Annotated in this window: 19 protein-coding genes and 1 riboswitch; of the genes, 8 read left to right on the top strand and 11 right to left on the bottom strand. The window is 37.3% G+C overall.

Features of this window, described 5'->3' with window-relative positions; translation table 11 throughout:
• Positions 1-100: 100 nt before the first annotated feature.
• Together gyrA and BUC12_RS08390 are read left to right on the top strand one after the other, a co-directional pair.
• Entirely contained in the window at positions 101-2,674 is a 2,574-nt protein-coding gene (gyrA, locus tag BUC12_RS08395) for a DNA gyrase subunit A (protein WP_062182601.1), read from the top strand.
• Positions 2,675-2,711: 37 nt separating this feature from the next.
• Entirely contained in the window at positions 2,712-4,004 is a 1,293-nt protein-coding gene (locus BUC12_RS08390) for a tetratricopeptide repeat protein (protein ID WP_062182604.1), read from the top strand.
• A gap of 165 nt (positions 4,005-4,169) precedes the next feature.
• Here BUC12_RS08390 and BUC12_RS08385 read toward each other — a convergent pair whose 3' ends face one another.
• From BUC12_RS08385 to BUC12_RS20030, 9 genes are all read right to left on the bottom strand, one after another.
• Positions 4,170-4,382, bottom strand: a complete 213-nt coding sequence (locus BUC12_RS08385; protein ID WP_062185211.1) for a hypothetical protein — start codon at positions 4,380-4,382, stop codon at positions 4,170-4,172.
• A 51-nt stretch (positions 4,383-4,433) separates the two neighbouring features.
• Positions 4,434-5,354: a rolling circle replication-associated protein gene (locus BUC12_RS08380; protein WP_139262035.1), complete on the bottom strand. Its 921-nt coding sequence runs from the start codon at positions 5,352-5,354 to the stop codon at positions 4,434-4,436.
• 40 nt (positions 5,355-5,394) lie between these two features.
• Positions 5,395-6,405: a hypothetical protein gene (locus tag BUC12_RS08375; protein WP_062185203.1), complete on the bottom strand. Its 1,011-nt coding sequence runs from the start codon at positions 6,403-6,405 to the stop codon at positions 5,395-5,397.
• Positions 6,406-6,498: 93 nt separating this feature from the next.
• Positions 6,499-6,807, bottom strand: a complete 309-nt coding sequence (locus BUC12_RS08370) for a hypothetical protein (RefSeq protein WP_062185200.1) — start codon at positions 6,805-6,807, stop codon at positions 6,499-6,501.
• Between the two features lie 11 nt (positions 6,808-6,818).
• Entirely contained in the window at positions 6,819-8,882 is a 2,064-nt protein-coding gene (locus BUC12_RS08365) for a hypothetical protein (RefSeq protein ID WP_062185196.1), read from the bottom strand.
• The gene (locus BUC12_RS08360; RefSeq protein WP_062185194.1) at positions 8,879-9,295 is read right to left on the bottom strand and encodes a D-Ala-D-Ala carboxypeptidase family metallohydrolase; all 417 of its coding nucleotides are present in this window, start codon (positions 9,293-9,295) and stop codon (positions 8,879-8,881) included. Before BUC12_RS08360 ends, BUC12_RS08365 begins: the two co-directional genes overlap by 4 nt.
• Positions 9,273-9,578: a hypothetical protein gene (locus tag BUC12_RS08355; protein WP_062185192.1), complete on the bottom strand. Its 306-nt coding sequence runs from the start codon at positions 9,576-9,578 to the stop codon at positions 9,273-9,275. The genes BUC12_RS08360 and BUC12_RS08355 overlap by 23 nt, the downstream gene beginning before the upstream one ends.
• Before the next feature lie 26 nt (positions 9,579-9,604).
• Positions 9,605-9,790: a hypothetical protein gene (locus BUC12_RS08350; protein ID WP_139262034.1), complete on the bottom strand. Its 186-nt coding sequence runs from the start codon at positions 9,788-9,790 to the stop codon at positions 9,605-9,607.
• A gap of 199 nt (positions 9,791-9,989) precedes the next feature.
• Positions 9,990-10,163 carry a hypothetical protein gene (locus BUC12_RS20030; protein ID WP_157257605.1) on the bottom strand — a complete coding sequence of 58 codons (174 nt, stop codon included), beginning with the start codon at positions 10,161-10,163 and terminating at the stop codon, positions 9,990-9,992.
• A gap of 306 nt (positions 10,164-10,469) precedes the next feature.
• Here BUC12_RS20030 and BUC12_RS08345 point away from each other — a divergent pair, with 306 nt between their 5' ends.
• From BUC12_RS08345 to BUC12_RS08320, 6 genes are all read left to right on the top strand, one after another.
• Positions 10,470-11,045 carry a superoxide dismutase gene (locus tag BUC12_RS08345; protein WP_062184901.1) on the top strand — a complete coding sequence of 192 codons (576 nt, stop codon included), beginning with the start codon at positions 10,470-10,472 and terminating at the stop codon, positions 11,043-11,045.
• A 125-nt stretch (positions 11,046-11,170) separates the two neighbouring features.
• Positions 11,171-11,266, top strand: a riboswitch (TPP riboswitch).
• Positions 11,267-11,395: 129 nt separating this feature from the next.
• Positions 11,396-13,606 carry a TonB-dependent receptor gene (locus BUC12_RS08340; RefSeq protein WP_062184810.1) on the top strand — a complete coding sequence of 737 codons (2,211 nt, stop codon included), beginning with the start codon at positions 11,396-11,398 and terminating at the stop codon, positions 13,604-13,606.
• A 7-nt stretch (positions 13,607-13,613) separates the two neighbouring features.
• A complete protein-coding gene (pnuC, locus tag BUC12_RS08335) occupies positions 13,614-14,198 on the top strand; it encodes a nicotinamide riboside transporter PnuC (protein ID WP_062184813.1) in 585 nt (194 codons plus the stop codon).
• Positions 14,199-14,843 carry a thiamine diphosphokinase gene (locus BUC12_RS08330; protein WP_062184816.1) on the top strand — a complete coding sequence of 215 codons (645 nt, stop codon included), beginning with the start codon at positions 14,199-14,201 and terminating at the stop codon, positions 14,841-14,843.
• 105 nt (positions 14,844-14,948) lie between these two features.
• Positions 14,949-15,620, top strand: a complete 672-nt coding sequence (locus BUC12_RS08325; RefSeq protein WP_062184818.1) for a DedA family protein — start codon at positions 14,949-14,951, stop codon at positions 15,618-15,620.
• A 107-nt stretch (positions 15,621-15,727) separates the two neighbouring features.
• The gene (locus tag BUC12_RS08320) at positions 15,728-17,053 is read left to right on the top strand and encodes an NAD(P)/FAD-dependent oxidoreductase (protein ID WP_062184821.1); all 1,326 of its coding nucleotides are present in this window, start codon (positions 15,728-15,730) and stop codon (positions 17,051-17,053) included.
• 16 nt (positions 17,054-17,069) lie between these two features.
• On the opposite strand, the gene BUC12_RS08315 is transcribed toward BUC12_RS08320, so the two are convergent.
• Complete coding sequence (locus BUC12_RS08315) at positions 17,070-17,885, bottom strand: glycosyltransferase family 2 protein (RefSeq protein WP_062184824.1); 816 nt, start codon at positions 17,883-17,885, stop codon at positions 17,070-17,072.
• Positions 17,882-18,730 (bottom strand): beta-1,6-N-acetylglucosaminyltransferase, encoded by an 849-nt coding sequence (locus tag BUC12_RS08310; RefSeq protein ID WP_062184826.1) that lies wholly within the window; start codon positions 18,728-18,730, stop codon positions 17,882-17,884. The genes BUC12_RS08315 and BUC12_RS08310 overlap by 4 nt, the downstream gene beginning before the upstream one ends.
• Between the last annotated feature and the right edge of the window lie 3 nt (positions 18,731-18,733).

Here is an 18,733-nt window from a genome sequence, read left to right as displayed (position 1 = left end):
AATACAAAGAAATATCGTAACTTAGCGTGGTTTTATACGTAGCAATAAACGTATAAAGGATAAATACTAAATAATTAAGTGTAACGTATCATTAAAGATAATGACAGACCAGGAAGATAGAATTATTAAAATCAACATCGAGGATGAGATGAAGTCGGCATACATTGATTATTCAATGTCTGTAATTGTATCCAGAGCATTACCCGATGTGAGAGATGGATTCAAACCTGTACACCGCCGTATTCTATTCGGTATGAGTGAACTAGGCAACACATCAAATAAACCCTATAAGAAATCCGCCAGAATTGTCGGAGAAGTATTAGGTAAGTATCACCCACATGGAGACTCGTCTGTTTATTTTGCCATGGTACGTATGGCTCAGGAGTGGAGCATGCGCTACTTGTTAGTTGACGGACAAGGTAATATGGGTAGTGTTGACGGTGATAGCCCGGCGGCTATGCGTTATACCGAAGCCCGTTTAAGCCGTCTAGCAGAAGAAATGTTGAAGGATATCGAAAAAGATACTGTAGATATGCAGTTGAATTTCGATGATACATTGAAAGAGCCATCGGTTCTTCCTACCAGGATCCCTAATCTATTAATAAACGGAGCTTCCGGTATTGCCGTAGGTATGGCTACAAATATGCCTCCTCACAACATGACGGAGGTTATTAACGGAACTATTGCATACATAGATAATCGCGACATTGACATTGAAGGTTTAATGCAATATGTTATAGCTCCCGATTTTCCGGGCGGAGGATTTATATATGGTTACCAAGGTGTTAAAGATGCTTTCGAAACAGGTCGTGGGCGCGTAATTATGCGTGGACGTGCCGAGATAGAAATGGATGGTAACCACGAAAAAATCGTTGTCTCAGAAATACCATATCTGGTGAATAAGGCTGAATTGATTAAGCATATTGCAGACTTGGTAGGAGAGAAAAAACTGGAAGGTATCAGTAATGTCAATGACGAATCAGACCGTACAGGGATGCGTATTGTTGTTGATATCAAAAGAGACGCTAACGCTAATGTTGTTCTTAATAAGTTATTCAAACTTACAGCATTGCAAAGCTCCTTCAGTGTTAATAATATTGCACTGGTAAAAGGTCGCCCTCATACGTTGAACCTCAAGCAGATGATTACATACTTTGTGGAACATAGACATGAAGTGGTTATCAGACGTACGAAATTTGACCTTCAAAAAGCAGAAGAACGTGCTCACATTCTGGAAGGATTAATTATTGCTTCTGATAATATTGATGAAGTAATTGCTATTATACGTGGTTCTAAATCGCCACAAGACGCAATAGATGGATTGATCAGCCGATTTAGTCTGACTGAAATTCAAGCTCGTGCTATCGTTGAAATGCGTCTAAGACAACTTACTGGTCTTGAACAGGATAAATTACATGCTGAATACGAAGAAATCAAGAAATTGATAGATTACCTGAATGAAATTCTTGTGAATGATGAGTTATGTATGAAAGTCATCAAAGACGAATTAATCGAGGTAAGAGACAAGTATGGAGATACGCGCCGCACAGAGGTTGTATATTCGGATGTAGAAATGAATCCGGAAGACTTCTATGCAGATGATGAGATGATTATCACCATCTCTCATATGGGATATATAAAACGTACTCCTTTATCTGAATTCAAGACACAACATAGAGGCGGAGTGGGCGTAAAAGCCTCCGAAACACGTGATACGGATTTTGTAGAATACATCTACCCGGCATCTATGCATAATTATATGCTGTTCTTCACACAAAAAGGAAGATGTTTCTGGCTTCGTGTATTCGATATTCCGGAAGGTAGTAAAACAGCAAAAGGAAGAGCTATTCAAAACTTATTGAATATAGAAGCTGATGACAAAGTAAATGCCTTTATCAAAGTGAAAGGTCTTAATGATCCGGACTTTGTAAACAGTCATTATTTAGTATTCTGTACTAAGCAAGGTGTTATCAAGAAAACACGTTTATTGGCGTACTCCAGACCTCGTCAAAATGGTGTGAATGCCATCACTATACGTGAAGACGACAAAGTAATTGAAGTATTACTGACTGATGGAAACAGCGAAATCCTGATGGCTAACAGAAAAGGCCGGGCTATACGTTTCCATGAAACAGATGTTCGTGAAATGGGTCGTACTGCTACCGGAGTTAGGGGTATGCGCATTGAAGAGGATGGTTCTGATGAAGTAATTGGTATGATCGCCATGTCTAAAGATTCTCCGGAAGAAACTATTATGGTAGTATCTGAACTTGGATTTGGTAAACGTACACGCCTGAATGATGAAGATGGAGAGCCTGTTTACCGTATAACCAACCGTGGTGGTAAAGGTGTTAAAACCATGAATATCACTGACAAAACCGGTCAACTTGTATCTATCAGCAACGTTAATGATGAAAATGACTTGATGATTATTAATAAATCGGGTATCACCATACGTGTTAAGGTAGCCGACCTCCGTATTATGGGTAGAGCCACTCAAGGGGTAAAACTCATAAACTTAGGTAAACGCAATGACCAGATAGCTTCAGTTTGTAAAGTAATGTCCGAAAAAGAAGAAGATGAGGTTATAGAGGATGGTGAACTATCTGAAAATACTGATGTTGTAAATAATATAGACGAATCTTCAGAAAATAATCCCCAGTCTGAAGAGTAAATTGTAATAAATTTAATAACATAATAGAATCAAACTAATGAAGAAAGTACTTTTATCTGCAGGATTATGTATGCTTGTGACGCTTTCATTTGCACAAAAGAAAGCTGTGAAAGATGCCAAAGGAGCTTTGAATTCGAAGAGTTACAGCGAAGCCCGGGAATTGATTAAACCGGCTCTTACTGACCCTGAAACTCAAAATGACCCTGAAACGTGGAAAATTGCCGGAGATATTGAGAATAAGCAGTTTGAAGCTGAAAACATGAAACAGATGTTGCAACAACAGCCAGACGAAAAAACAATGTATACTGCATTGTATGCAACGGTTGATCCATACGTAAAAGCTGACGAACTAGGTCAATTACCTGATGAAAAAGGTAAAATCAAAAATAAATACCGTAAAGATATTGTTGCTATATTAAAAGCAAATCATCCTCATTTTATTAATGGAGGGGTTTACTACAATAATCTGAAAGAGTATTCGAAAGCAGCAGATTTCTTCCAAAAATACTGGGAAATCCCTTCTTTAGCTGTATTTAGTGATGAAAAGGAAAAGATCAATACCAATGACAGTACTTTCCAAACCATTAAATACTACTCTGTTATATGTGCCATTCAGGCTAGTCAAAGCAATGATGCATTAAAGGAAAAAGAAACTTTAAGAGCCATTGAGTTATTGAACAAATTAATCAGTGAACCATATGTTCCTAACAGCACATATAAAGAGCATGAAGCTTATGAATTATTAGCCAGCGAATACGAAAGTGTTGGAGATACAGTTAAGTTTATTGAAACACTGGAAAGTGGTGCTGCTAAATTCCCTGATAATAAGTACTTTGTACCTAATTTGATTAACCAATATATCAAAAGAGGGGAGAGGGATAAAGCTCTTGCTTATCTAGATAAAGCTATAGCGGATTCTCCTAGTTCAGCTTGTGATATGTACAGTGTAAAAGCCGCTTTATACGCTGAAAAACAAGACTTTGCAACTGCTGATGCTACATATAGCGAAGCTCTGACTAAAGATGCTAAATGCGAACGTGCTTTGGAAGGATTGGCTGTATCATATATATTACAAGCTCAAAACCTGAAAGAACAAGCTGGTAATACTACAGTGGCTAAAGACAGAGCAGAATTAGACGATAAGGCTAAAGAACTTTACACTAAAGCAGTTCCTTTGTTAGAAGGATACAAAGAAAGTTTATTGGCTCGTAAAGCTGATGAGTCTGAATTAAAAGCTATGTATGTAAAACTTCAGAATGTTTATTATAACCTGGATATCAATGATAAATATGAAGAAGCTAGCAAAGAATTAGAAAAGTATAAATATTGAAATTCTTAGCATTTAATATATTTAATAATTTAAGGGGTGTCTGCATTTTTCGGGCAACCCTTAAATTTTGTTTGAAATATTGGATTCTCACGAAGGAAAAAGTCAAACTTTATTTGTTATATAATTACCATTCTAGTTATTTAGAACTTCTTTTTATTACCCATGTTATTGTTTACTCTTGCGGATTACCCATACTACTAACCATGCTATAAATATACATGGTATTGCAAAGAATAGGAATAATACTATTAGCGGTATTATTATATCGTATAGTAGGTTAGGTTCTTTAGTTAATTCTTCTATTCTACTATCTAGTAGTTGATCGATCTTATCGCTTGCTGCAGCTGTAATCGTAATTATTATGCTTGGTAGTTCCATGTCTTTTCGTTTGCCTTGCAAAGTTATAACATTATATTCGATATATCCTAATTATTTTTGTAATTTTTTTCTCTGCTCCTTGTAATTCTTCAAACTCCACTCCTTAGTTCTGTCGCCATATCCTAGTTGATTGTTCATCTGTTGGTAGTAGGAGAGTGACGCGTAGTAGTCTCTTTCATCGTTTCCTTTGATACTTATCCTCTCTCCCATGATATACCTCACCTCCTGATCCAGTTTGTCTATCCATAGTTCTTGACGTTCATCTTCATCGTACAACTTGTTCTTGTAGTACGTTGGTAATGGTGCATATTGTCCGTTTGTGAATCTATACTTTTGGTCCTTAATCTTACTTTTGTTTATTACCATGTTTTGGTAATTCACTGATCTTGTATATAGGGATCCAATCCCTGGAGAACACAGTACTTTGGGTACATATCCCTTGTGTTTGCCATCATTCTTGTACATGTACTTGACGATGTAGTTTATTGTCTTCTGGTTTACATAATCACCTATCCACACGTTACCATATTGCCAGTACTTCTCTATTGTGTCACCGGTTACACAATAGATTATTCCATGCAGATGTATACGTTCTGTGTTATTGCTTCCTAGTTCTGTTACTAACCAGTGTCTTAGTGACTTCTTATACTTCTTGCGATATCTTTCTAAAAATAGCCTTACTGCTATTGTCGCTATCTCGTTCTCATCTATCTTATTTAATTTTTGCTTAAAATGCATCTTTTTAGCTCGCTCCTGCCATTTTCTATCCAATTCCCTTAGTGAATCCTCACTAAAGGATAAAGTTACGAATAACGCCACCGTATGAGCTTTATTCTCCTCCTGGAGTCTTATACTCCATTCTCGGGCCTTCTTCTTCATGCACTCTATGCACTTGCCACATGGTGCTGGCACCATCAATACTCTTTCATCAGGAACGGCAGGTATTATCCCGCCGTTCTTTTTGTTCTCCACGAACTTTTTATTCTTAATCAATAATGGAAATAGACACATGTTACTTGCCCCCTTCTGCTATCTTACCAGCTCTTCCCGCTGCGTTATCGTATGGGGAGTCTCCTAAGAATTCCCCTATCTTGCGTATACCTTGTTGAACACCCTTAGCGCCTAACACCCATGGTGCTATCTGTTGATCTTTGATTACTGCATTGATAGCGTTTATCTTCATATTCTCATAATTCGTATTGGCATTCCGCTGATCAGTTGCTAGTTTTTGCCAATCCTGATCAACCCTGTTCACAGACTCTATTATTAGTTGCGATATCTGAGCTATCTGGGCTTTATTAACCTCGATTCCAGATTGTATAGCCATGTTTTGAAGTTGCACCTGCACAGCCTCACTCTTAACCTTGCTTATTATGGCCGACTTTGTTTGTTCCTGGATATCGTTTGCGTTCTGGATATTCGATATCTGTTCAGCTATTAGCTTCGCGTCTATGTCGACCTTATTAGTCTGAGCTTCCATTAGTGTAGCTTCTATCTGCATCACGCTTCTCTTGGCTACTTCTGACGCTGTCTGTTGTGCTAGCAGGTTCAGCTGTCCAGTCGCTAGTTCAGTATCTATGCCACTTGTCTTAGCAGCATCAGCCTTATTCTTTTCCGCGACACTCTCGTTTAGCGCTACCTCAGACTTGAGTTTCTGGATCTGTAGGCCCATACCTTGCTGTGCAATTGCTGCCATAGCCTTATTGCTACCACCTTCCGCGGAACCGCCGTTTACCCCTCCTCCAGAGGGTGATCCTGTTGCTGTAGATATCCCCATGCCACCACCTTTGCCGTATAGTAGCCCTGCGTTTAACCCTGCTTTCTTTAATGCAGCTACCTGCGCCTTTGGCGAGGTCATATTATATTGGAAGTTTGCCATATCTTTCTGTAACCCCATGCCATAAGACATTAGGTCCTTCTGTGCGTTTACTTGCTGATCGATCAGCTTCTGTGATTGACCCCCTTGGAGGGCGTCACCCACTATACTCATTCCCATGCCTAATGCTGCGTCTTGCCATGCCATATTTTCGCGTCTTTTTAATCAAAAGCGGTACCCGCTCTCTTGGTATATAAGAATACACGCGTACCACTCGTGATTTGTTAATAATTTACTTTGTTAATTGTCGCTTGTATTGGGGTCCCCGCCTTCTGGTTGGGGCTCGTCAATCTTATTGACATTATCCCTCTTAGCAGTCTTGAATTTGCTAACTGCATCCATTGCTTCAATAGCTAGATCGAACCTGTCGGTTCTGATATTATATTGAGCCTCTACACCCATCTTACGCTCCTGATGAATAATAGGGGCTTCATCCGTTATAGGTTCTTTACTTGTAAGGATTCTTGATACCTTTTTCTCTATTCTCTCACCTTCGTACATCTTATTCGGAAGGTTGAATCTTCTCTTGAATCTTATTGATATGCCCATAGCTTAAGTTATTATAGATTAGGAATCTGTTTAGCGCTCATCTTGCGCCTGGCTGATATATCCAGACCTATCTGCACCCAAAAGTTCTGGGCTGATATGTCCGTTTGAGCAAAGATATAGTTGTATTTACTCGGGTCGATATACGTAGTCATGTCTTCTATAGCATGTTGTGTCGCATTAGCTACAGGTTCAGTGTGCTGATATCTTCTGTTTAACGTCATGAACATCTCATTGTCGGGGTTCGCAAAGTTACCGTAGCACTTGTTAAACTCCGTCATATAATCGATCCATGCTGGTACTTTCCCTGGCGCATACATCAACGGGGCCGTTAAACCGTTATCATCCCGGGATGTTGTCCAGAACGCTAGTTGATCGCCTATTAAATCTTGATACCCTATACCATCGAGTGCTGACTTATGAAAGTCGTCCATTGTCTCTAGGTTAACATCCCATTCGTTGCCTTGACTATAGTCTAGTCTTGGCGTAATACTTACTATACCTATCAGATAGCTTGGTTCTGCAGCTCTCACACGAATATTGCCACCTTTCTTCTTGCCACCTAAAGTACCTTTACCTGCTAGTGTTCCTAGGGGTTGTGTTCCTGTTGATACACTAGACTGTAGCTCTGTGAATATGATCTCTTGACTCATTCCTCCGACGTACATCGGCGTTTCTGCGATTTGAAACGGTTTACTATCGTACACGACTTCTAAGTAGCTATAATATGTTCCATCGGTCACCGCTATACGGGACATCATATTGTATACTTTCTTTGCAAGGTTCAGTGTGTCTAAGTTCAGTTTACCATTGGACACGTCTACAGATGTTACTGCTGCTATTCCATTATCACCTCCTATTAGTTCATAGTTTAGCCAGTTATTAAACTTGTCACTCAGGTATGTTTTTAACAATAATCCCTCCATTGGCAGTTTAGATCGAATGGGGGAGACCACACCACTATTATTAAGTCTCATTAATGGTTTTTGTAGACAACTGATCTGATCATTGTTAGGACCTACCCCCGCTTCTGATATTGTGAATGGTGCTGTGTTCCTGATGCCTTCCAGTATAATCTCTCGCATATCATCCAATTCCTGTAACGGGAATGTTACTATCTGCGGTTCTACGTTGGGTACATCTGTTGGGTCTGGTGTTATATCTATTGTCCGAATATACCAGCCGTCCCATTGTCTGTTAAACTGTCCTTGAATTGTTACTAGTCCGTTGTCAGCTAGTGTTACTGTTCGTCTACTGTACTGCAGTAAGTTTTGCAACAGTATGGTTCTGGCCCCAGCATCGCTATTCGTTGTATTCATCGTTACACTTACATTACGCAAGCTTATACCTACACCTGTCGCTGTTAGTATCTGTTCGCTGTATATCTTACTCGGAATACTGCCCGGTATTCCTGCTTCACCCCAAGTTATAGATGCTGATACTACTTCTGGTTCCACAATATCTTCAGCTGATATCATGGCTCCTATCTCTTCTTGTTTATTGGCATAATAGTTCTTGTAGATATCGAAATAGCTTAAGTAGGGTAGGGCATTAAACCTTGCCATTATATTAGTACTATTCAGCAGGTCTGTTTTAGCTGCCCCCCATCCTTTGATACCTAAGTAACTCAGTAGTGATGATGGGTTAATCTGTTGTAGTTCAAATGGTTCACTTATTACATCACCGTCGTCCTCGGTCTTCTCTTGCACACTATTGCCAAATATCTGAATCTGGGGGAGCTTTACCGATGCCATATTCATGGCTATCCCCATCTTATTATTGTGGAGCTGTGCTTGGTAGAGTCTTATTGGAACAAGGAACATATCCATCTGTAGTTTAAAACTTCCGAACAGAGGTCCTATTGTTGGATGTGTCATTACATCCGCCGTTAGTTTGATATCGAAGGTATCATCGATTAACATAGGCTTACTGTAGAATGGTACTAGTGTTCCGGGCGCCATTGTGGACCGCCATATAAACCCTAGGTCGTGGTTGCTACGGCCGTAGCCGTGCATGCTTTGCTTCATCTTATTGCCGGTGCCTAAACGATCACCGCCAATAGTTATTGTTTTACTCATAATTTAACTGTTTTGTTTATTAGATATTGACATCTGTTTGCCAGATTGATCTTATAACTTACGTGTACAAATGTTGGGTATAGTATACACTGGTCTACCCGTATTGCACTGTTCTTAATGAGATCGTATAGCTCTCTGGCCGTTAGTTTATTACAGCGTATATCTGCCGCTTCTCCTTTACAATGCTGACTTGTTTCTACACCGCCTACTAGCTTATTCAACTTTTTGTTGCGAAACCCACTGTTAACTATTATTGGTTCTCCTGCTAGTGTTCTTATTGGCTCTAACAAGCACTGACATAGTCCTCTGAGGTTTACTATTTGTTCTATTGTTGGCTTGTTATTAATGCCATTAGCCACCCCAATATTGGAGTGGCATAGTTCTTCTAAACTAAAGTTTTTGCTCAGCTTCATTCTTTAAGTCATTATACACTTCGTAAAGTGCTATTATTAAATCATATGCTCTAAATTCTATTGCTTCCTTAGCATCTTCTTTTGTTTTACGATACACCAGTCCGTTCTTGCCTATCGCTACTATATGTTGATCCTCCTTAGGATCATACAGGATGTTGAAGACTATACCATCATTCTTTGCCTTGTGTGTCTCGACTAATATAATGTTAGTCGAACAATCCTCCTGTTGTGATCTCGATTGTTCTTGTGATCTTTTGGATGCGTCCATTTGCTTTTTGCTCATAATTTGAATCTATTAATGTTAATCTGTTAGTTTTCGCTTGCTTTACTGTCAGTTTCGGTAATATCTTCCCGCTTAGGAGGTACTTTTTGATTATTAACGTCTTCATCTTCCTTATTGTTTTTGTCGATTATAGTTACTACTTTATTAAATACTTCTATTAGCTCCGGTATTAGGCCTATTAGGCCTACTATTGTTGTTATCGTTTTTATCATTATTATAATTATTATAATTATTAACTTGTTACGAGACCTTGTGTATATCTCTCTCGTTTTTGAATTGTTCTTCATTATTAGCTTGTTTACGTAGTCATCTAACCTCCTTTCTTTTAGTCGTCCCTCTTTGAGGTTACAATCTATTTTTTCGTCGTTAGAGAAAAAATTATCTTGAAACCCGACAACCGAAGGGCGTCAGTTATTGTTCGTATAAGTAATAGTAGTCGTATGATCTCTCTTTATTCTTATTGTACTCACTTGGCTTTATTAGGCCTTGTGCCAGCATCTTTGTCTTCATAGCCTTTGTTATGTTGACATACTTCATATGACCTCTCACATCATTGATTCCTAAAAGGATTTGTCTTGCTTTCATAATTAATAGTTTTGTTATATAATTACCATTATGTTTAATTAAATAATTCAATCTGCAAATATTATATTTGATAACCCCTTCAAAATCTGTATTTATTAAGAATACTTATTCCGTGTTAGAGACAATCTATATAGATTAATCAGATATAGATAAACAAATACAAACTATAATTGTTTAATTTGTATATCAAAACCTAATAAAACAAACAGCATGACTAGTCTTATCACATATTTTCTTATAACTTTATTAAGTTTAAATATTTCAGACAATAATAATACAGATAACAATAATAAAAATACAAAAGCTATGAAATTTGAATTAATTAAGTTGCCATATGCAACAAACGCATTAGAACCGGTTATTAGTCAACAAACAATTGAACTACACCACGGTAAGCACCTTCAAACGTATGTAAATAATCTGAACAATCTTGTTCCCGGAACAAAATATGAAAATATGGACTTGGTTTCGATTGTTAAAGATTCGGAAGGTGGCGTTTTCAATAATGCAGGACAAATTCTTAACCACGAAATATATTTCACTTCATTTGCGCCTAATGCAGGTGGCGAACCTAAAGGTAAGTTAGCTGATGCTATTAATACTCAATGGGGCTCATTTGAGAACTTCAAAAAAGAATTCAATGCTGCCGGAGCTGCTGTATTTGGATCAGGATGGGTTTGGTTGGCTAAAGATGCCAGCGGAAAACTATCTATCGAAAAAGAACCTAATGGAAGCAATCCTGTAGTAAAAGGACTTACTCCTATCTTAGGATTTGATGTTTGGGAGCATGCATACTATTTAGACTATCAAAATCGCCGTGCAGACCACCTTGCCGAATTATGGAAGATTATTAATTGGGATGTAGTTAGTGCACGTTACTAATTTTTCCTTTTTAATTATAAAATCTAAAAGCCTCTAGTAACTAGAGGCTTTTATTGTTATATCCCCTACCCGATTTATATTTAACAAAATTCATTAATTTCTATTTCAATTAATCATTATCTTTGTGCATCAATCTAGGGGTGCCTGTAAATCGGGCTGAGATTATACCCATACAACCTGATCCGGATAATGCCGGCGTAGGGAAATAGATATGCCGATCGCGCGCAACGCATACTACTTCAAACAAAAGGTAAAATTCTCTTATTATCCCCTTTTTTATTTATTAAATTTTTTGATAGAATAATCCATTTTGAGGACTGTTTTATCTTCATCTATTTTTAAATTATTAAATGAAAAAGGAAATTATTCTTGCTACAGCTTTTTCTGCTGTATTTTCTGTCTGTGCTGAAGAATTACCCGACAGTCTTAAGCACGTTAATCTGAATGAAATAATAGTTTCATCAACCCGGGTCACTGACCGGGCTCCCATTGCATACTCAAATGTAAGTGCCCAACAAATCAAGAGTACCAATACTGCTAAGAATATACCTCATATTCTTCAGACATTACCTTCAATTGTAGCTTATTCTGAAGATGGCTCAGGTGTAGGTAATACCTCTTTCAGAATTAGAGGGACTGATGCAACCCGCATTAATGTAACTTTAAATGGGATGCCTCTGAATAACCCTGAGAGCCAGGAAGTTTATTGGGTAAATATCCCTGATATATCCAATTCACTTCAAAGTATTCAGGTACAAAGGGGTATCGGCTCTTCTACAAACGGTTCCGGAGCCTTTGGTGCAAGTATTTCCCTTAAAACACAAGGGGCTAAACCCGAAGCCTATGGCGAGGCTTCAACTGCCATAGGCAGCTATAACACATTTACATCGACAATAGCAGCCGGCACCGGGATCCTCAAAAATGGGTTATCATTCGATGCACGGTATTCGAGAGTTACTGGTGATGGATACATTAGAAATGGGAAAGTTAACCATCGGTCAGCTTACGCATCTATGTCTTATTATACAGATAATCAATTAATAAGATTAAGCTACATCAATGGTATACAACATACCGGTATTACTTGGGAAGGCATCAGTCCGGAACAAATGAAGGTTGACAGGAAATACAATCCGGCGGGAGCATATTACGATGATGCAGGAAACCTTCATTATTATGATAATGAAACAGATAACTATTATTCGGATATTGTACAACTAACATATTCAAATGTATTATCTGATAAACTGTCGCTAAATGTAGGCCTAAGCTACAATCATGGCTATGGCTATTATGAAAACTACAAATCCGGAAAAAAGTTTAAAACTTACGGATTAGATCCACAAGTTATAAATGATAGTACATATGCTTCTTCCGATTTTATTACCCGGAAACTGATGAAAAATAATTTTTATGTCGGCAATTTTACATTAAATTATAACTCCGGTAAGTTAAATATAATCAGTGGTGGTAATATTAGCTCTTTTGACGGCGATCATTATGGCAAATTGAAATGGGTGAAATTCAATAATAATATCGGAAATAATCACGAATGGTACAGAAACGATGCTAAAAAAGAAGAATTCAGTGTATTCGGCAAAGTTTCTTATCTGTTAGTAGATAATCTTTCGGTATACGGAGATTTACAATACCGGTATATTGATTACCGCATGTCTGGTCTAGATGACGATTTAGAAGATATAACCCACCGGAATCATTATAGTTTTTTCAATCCTAAAGCCGGGCTGTCATATACGTTTGATAAAAGCGAGATATACGGATCCTTTTCGTTATCTAACCGTGAACCTTTGAGAACCGATATAAAAGAATCTGTAAAAGGAGGAAATAATCAAAGAATAAAACCCGAACGAATGTTCGATTATGAATTAGGCTACAGATATTCATCAGGAATCGCTTCATTTAACGCTAATCTGTATTATATGAGATACAAAGACCAGATGATACAAACCGGAAAACTGAATGATGTAGGCTATAAACTCATGGAAAATGTACCCAAAAGTTATCGTATGGGGATAGAGCTATCCGGGGCAATACAACCTGTAAAATGGATAAGAGTAGATGCAAATGTTACGCTAAGCCAAAATAAGATTAAAAACTATACGGCTTATTATGATCTGTATGATGATCAGGATAGCTATAGCTTCGTATCACAAACTTCTGAATATTTGGGCACTACTGATATTTCTTTTTCTCCTAATGTTGTTGGAAGCGGAATTCTCACATTCACTCCATATAAATCATTATCTTTGGTATTGATTGGGAAGTATGTAGGAAAACAGTATTATGATAACACATCGAATGACAATAATCGTCTGGATGATTATTTTGTTACAAATATTGCTGTAGGATATACTTTCAAAACTCAAAAAATGGGTGAGATAGACTTACAATTCTTTATCAATAACGCATTAAATAAACGCTATGTCGGCAATGCATGGGTATCGACAGATAAGTTCGAGGATGGATCGGAAATTGTATATACAGGATTATATCCGCAAGCCACACGTAATATAATGGCTAAACTGGGAATTAGATTCTAATGGAAGAATGATTATAGAGTTTTTTGAACAAAATTGGATAGAGATAACAGGAGCGATTATAGGGCTCCTGTATCTTTATTTCGAATATAAAGCCGATATATGGATGTGGCCAACAGGTATTGCCATGTCATCATTCTATACATACGTTTACGTAAAAGCTACTTTTTACGCATTTGCATGCATTAATATCTATTTTATCATAGCAGGCATATATGGCTGGATAAAATGGCAGAAAGCGGCTAAAAACGGCTCTCAGATGGAGATAAACTTACGCAACACCCCCACCCGATTATATATTCCGTTAGTTATTGCTTCTATTATTACCTTTGCTATCATAGCTTATATACTAAATACCTTTACGGATAGCCATGTAGTTTATGGCGACACATTTGTCACTACATTAAGTATTACAGCTATTTGGATGTTAGCTCAAAGATATGTCGAACAATGGTTATTGCTGATTGTTGTAAATGTGGTTTCTGTGATTCTCTATTTTACACAAGACTTGTATCCAACCTCTATTATGTATCTGGTATATAGCATTGTGTCTGTATTCGGATATTTACGATGGCGAAATTTAATAAAGATATAAATGAAATACTTTGATATGCCGACCTCACAATCGCATTCAGATGCGGTTATTCTGGCCAACGGCGAGTTTCCTAAGCATGCAATTCCTCTGTCACTCTTAAATAACAACAGTTATTTAATTTGTTGCGATGGAGCAATAGATAAACTAATGCATAATACAAATATCCGGCCTCAGGCTATTGTTGGAGATTGTGATTCGATAAGCATCAAGAATAAAGAACTATTTGCTGATATTCTGCACCCAAATCCAGATCAGGAAATAAATGATTTGACTAAATCCGTAGAATACTCTCTTCAACAAGGTTTCCGTCGGTTAATTATATTAGGAGCTACCGGACAGCGCGAGGATCATACATTAGGTAATATCAGCCTACTTCTCGAATATATGGATAAGTCTGATGTAGAAATAATTACAGACTATGGTGTATTTGTTGCTATAGATGAAGATACCCAATTTGCCAGTTATAGCGGACAGCAAGTTTCTATATTTTCTATAACAAAAGATGAAATCACAACACATAACCTAAAATATCCGGTACAGAACAGGATATTTACAAACTGGTGGCAAGGGACATTGAATGAATCGATGGATAATCAGTTTACAATAGAGACTACAGGTAAAGTGATTATATATCGTGCTTTTTAATAATGCAACCTGTTTATTAGATATTTTTATCTATCTCTAACCAAAGATTTTGTCTATATTTGTGCCCGTAAAAATAGGGAAAATAATATTATCAATATAAATTTCATGGATTTCTTACAACAGGTATGGACATTTGTCCTCGATTTAGTATTAAACACAGGTCCCACACTAGACATGCTGGTTAATGATTACGGAATGTGGTTTTATGCTATTTTATTTTTAATCATATTCTGCGAAACAGGTTTAGTTGTTACACCTTTTCTTCCCGGCGATTCGTTACTTTTCTTGGCCGGAGCTATTGCCGTAAGGCCGGAGAACGATCTGCATATTTATTGGCTTATTATTATACTTATCATAGCTGCTATTGTAGGTGATGCTGTCAATTATACCATAGGTCATTATTTTGGCAGGAAATTATTTAGTAATCCTAAATCAAAGATTTTCAAGCAGGAATATCTGGAGAAAACTAATCAGTTCTATGCCAAACACGGTGGTAAAACCATTATATTAGCACGTTTTGTTCCTATTGTTAGAACATTTGCACCTTTCGTTGCTGGAATGGGAAAAATGAGCTATAGACACTTCTTATCCTATAATGTAATCGGCGGTATTGCATGGGTAGTAATCTTTACTCTATTGGGTGTTTTCGTCGGAGGAATTCCATGGGTCGAAAAGAATCTGGAGAAAGTGGTAATCCTTATCGTTATCGTCTCGATTCTTCCCGGGGTATTCGAATTTGCAAAAGCTAAAATGGCAAGTAAAAAAGCGGCCGAATAAAGATTTTAGAGATCTTTTTAATAATATCTGTACCATTGAACTTATATTTGCACAGAGTGTTTTATAAGTTCAATGGTATTATTTTTTGAGATAAAAAATGGATAATTATGGAGTATATTGTGAATATACCCGAATCGGGTAATAAAAAAAGGATTGTTATTATAGGTGGAGGCTTTGCCGGGTTACAACTCGCTAAAAAAATAGACTCAAATTATTTTCAGGTTGTATTGATAGATAAAGTTAACTATCACCAATTTCAACCGTTGATGTATCAGGTTGCAACTGCAGGCTTAGAGCCCAGCTCTATTAGTTATCCTCTAAGGAAAAATTTCCAGAACCGTAAAGATTTTCATTTTAGAGCTTGTCTGGCAAAGCGGGTACTTCCCGATCAAAAAATATTAGAGACCAGTATAGGCTCGCTTAAATATGACTATTTGGTTATTGCGACAGGCTGTGATACTAATTATTTCGGAAATGATAAGCTTAAAGAATCGACATATGCCCTTAAATCTGTTTCAGAATCACTTCTTGCACGAAACAGAATCCTACTTAGCTTGGAAAAAGCTCTGAGTGCAAGAACCGAGGAAAAAGTAAAGGAGCATCTTACATTTGTTATTGTTGGCGGAGGAGCAACAGGCGTTGAACTTTCCGGCGCATTAGCCGATATGAAAAAGACTATTCTGCCTAAGGATTATCCCGAACTTGACTTTAGCAAAATGGAGATACATCTTGTCGATGCCTCCCCTCGCCTATTGTTTGCCATGTCTGAAGAAGCATCTGTCAAAGCTGCCGAAACTTTATCTAAGCGTGGAGTTATTATCCATCAGAATATTCCTGTAAAAGACTACAAAGAGCCTGTTGTAGAGTTAGCTAATGGTGAAGAACTTCGCTCCCGCAATGTATTTTGGGTAGGAGGAGTAAAAGCTAATAGCCTGGCCGGGCTAGATGAAAATGCCTATAACAAAGGCCGGATGGTTGTAGATGAATACAATGCTGTCGTTGGTTATGATGGAATATACTCTATTGGAGATACATGTTTGTTGATCTCAGACCAATCACCGAAAGGACATGGACAGGTTGCTCAGGTTGCCCTGCAGATGGCTAAGAATCTGGCAAAAAATCTCAATAATGAGGTGAAAGGGAAAAGTGAGAAAACAGGATTTGTATATGTCGATAAAGGGTCATTAGCTACAATCGGGCGAAATGCTGCTGTTGCAGACTTATGGAAACTTCATTTTGGAGGTACTGTAGCGTGGTGGTTATGGTTATGGGTGCATATCCTTTCTATTGTCGGAATGAGAAACAAACTCTCTGTTTTTATAGACTGGGTATGGAGTTATGTAACTTATGATGTTTCGTTACGTCTCTTTATCCGTCCTAAAAAGGACAAGATGTACGACGAACTCGATGATAGAGAGCTGAATTACAAATAAATAAAAAAAGGAAATCTTAACTGATTTCCTTTTTTATTATTATATCGTGCTGTTTTGCAATTTTATCTTCTCTCATTTTCTGCCAAAGCTTATCCGGAATAAGTTTCCGTAAGTACTGCCTGAAATAGGCATTCCGCAGGTATTTCTTAAAGTATGCCGAATCCTTAGGAGCTCCATAAGCAATTTGCATATCAATAAATTCTTTAGCATGTTTTACTTCATTATGCATACTAAAACCTTCCGAAGCATCATATGAGCAAACAATTACCGGAACATGCTTCAGTTCGTACCCTTCCCTATTCAAGCGTAAAAAGAATTCGGTATCTGCTGCAATCCTATATTTCAGATTGAACTTATTTTTTTTTGCAATATCAGCTCTCGCAAATGCAGCCTGATGAGAAAATGGCATGAAATGATCTCTATCGCAATCGTATCCGGGTCTGATGTATGAGAATCTTTTCAAACGATACTCTGCATCACCATATACTGCAGCAAATGCGGAGAAGTCTTTTCCTTGTCCGAATATTTCATCTATAGCAGTATCTGAATAAAAATAATCGCCTGTATTCATAAAATTAACCCACAGACCATCCAGTCGGTCTATAGATTTATTCATAGCATCATAGATACCTTTATCAGGTTCGCTTATCCACCAAGATATCCGGTCTTCGTATTTCTTTATAATATCAATTGTACCATCTGTAGACCCCCCATCAATCACAATATATTCAATATTTGGATATGTTTGATTAATGACACTTTTAATGGTGTTTTCGATGGTCGAAACACCATTATATACGACAGTAACTACAGATATTTTGTCTTTATTCATTTCTCTACATTAATAGTATCCAATAAATCCAATAAATCAGAATCTATTCGTGAGTCTACTTTACGGGCAAACCAAGCATTTGAATTTTTGATAGTATTGAAGTCTTCTTTAGTCAAAATCCGCGGGCTTTTTCCTTTATCATTCCAATCAAAATAACGATAAATCTCATTTATCATTTTACATTTCAATGGAGAGTTCAATAACACCGATTGTACATATAGTTCATCAGCACAACCTGTTTGATGAAAGAAACTAACCACATGCGGATTATTCTCTGTATAATTCAATAGATATTTGATACTTTCGATAGTAAGACTAAACCAACACGCTCCATAATAAGCATCCGGAAAAGGATATTTACGCTTATATCCTAACTTCAATAATATTTTTTTCACATATTTATTATTCCGGATATCATTGGTCGGTAAAAATTGCCAATATTCGTATCTTTTTCTCATTAATAATGACCAATCATCATTTCCTAATTTGAAATGACTAATAAAACTATTTTCCGGATTACGTTGGTGTTGTTCTATAACTTTATTAATAGGCATAACCGGATAATCTTGCCCGCTAATAAATAGTATATGAGAATAGTCTTTACCGAGCGAGATTATTTCCGCAAAAGAGTTTAAAATTTGCTGTACTTGTGAAAATCTGCCCCAAGTAACTTCTACCCTATTTCTCAGAAAATATGCTTTATCTATTGACTCTTCGAATGGCTTAATGGCGACCTTTGCATCTACATTTATATATACATCAGCATCAGGATGCTGCAACTTGTTAACTAAGCGCATAACCTGATCTACGTTCGTATGTATATGTATCAGAATAGCAATCCGCATTAT

It is taken from the genome of Indolivaga macrotermitis, from assembly GCF_900128985.1.
Lineage (GTDB): Bacteria > Bacteroidota > Bacteroidia > Bacteroidales > Dysgonomonadaceae > Dysgonomonas_A > Dysgonomonas_A macrotermitis.
Note: the sequence above shows the minus strand (reverse complement) of the source record. Positions and strands in the feature narration are given on the sequence as shown.

Coding starts and splice junctions, on each gene's coding strand:
- gyrA (WP_062182601.1), top strand. CDS start 101: ATGACAGACCAGGAAGATAGAATTATTAAAATCAACATCGAGGATGAG.
- BUC12_RS08390 (WP_062182604.1), top strand. CDS start 2,712: ATGAAGAAAGTACTTTTATCTGCAGGATTATGTATGCTTGTGACGCTT.
- BUC12_RS08385 (WP_062185211.1), bottom strand. CDS start 4,382: ATGGAACTACCAAGCATAATAATTACGATTACAGCTGCAGCAAGCGAT.
- BUC12_RS08375 (WP_062185203.1), bottom strand. CDS start 6,405: ATGGCATGGCAAGACGCAGCATTAGGCATGGGAATGAGTATAGTGGGT.
- BUC12_RS08370 (WP_062185200.1), bottom strand. CDS start 6,807: ATGGGCATATCAATAAGATTCAAGAGAAGATTCAACCTTCCGAATAAG.
- BUC12_RS08365 (WP_062185196.1), bottom strand. CDS start 8,882: ATGAGTAAAACAATAACTATTGGCGGTGATCGTTTAGGCACCGGCAAT.
- BUC12_RS08360 (WP_062185194.1), bottom strand. CDS start 9,295: ATGAAGCTGAGCAAAAACTTTAGTTTAGAAGAACTATGCCACTCCAAT.
- BUC12_RS08355 (WP_062185192.1), bottom strand. CDS start 9,578: ATGAGCAAAAAGCAAATGGACGCATCCAAAAGATCACAAGAACAATCG.
- BUC12_RS08350 (WP_139262034.1), bottom strand. CDS start 9,790: ATGATAAAAACGATAACAACAATAGTAGGCCTAATAGGCCTAATACCG.
- BUC12_RS20030 (WP_157257605.1), bottom strand. CDS start 10,163: ATGAAAGCAAGACAAATCCTTTTAGGAATCAATGATGTGAGAGGTCAT.
- BUC12_RS08345 (WP_062184901.1), top strand. CDS start 10,470: ATGAAATTTGAATTAATTAAGTTGCCATATGCAACAAACGCATTAGAA.
- BUC12_RS08340 (WP_062184810.1), top strand. CDS start 11,396: ATGAAAAAGGAAATTATTCTTGCTACAGCTTTTTCTGCTGTATTTTCT.
- pnuC (WP_062184813.1), top strand. CDS start 13,614: ATGATTATAGAGTTTTTTGAACAAAATTGGATAGAGATAACAGGAGCG.
- BUC12_RS08330 (WP_062184816.1), top strand. CDS start 14,199: ATGAAATACTTTGATATGCCGACCTCACAATCGCATTCAGATGCGGTT.
- BUC12_RS08325 (WP_062184818.1), top strand. CDS start 14,949: ATGGATTTCTTACAACAGGTATGGACATTTGTCCTCGATTTAGTATTA.
- BUC12_RS08320 (WP_062184821.1), top strand. CDS start 15,728: ATGGAGTATATTGTGAATATACCCGAATCGGGTAATAAAAAAAGGATT.
- BUC12_RS08315 (WP_062184824.1), bottom strand. CDS start 17,885: ATGAATAAAGACAAAATATCTGTAGTTACTGTCGTATATAATGGTGTT.
- BUC12_RS08310 (WP_062184826.1), bottom strand. CDS start 18,730: ATGCGGATTGCTATTCTGATACATATACATACGAACGTAGATCAGGTT.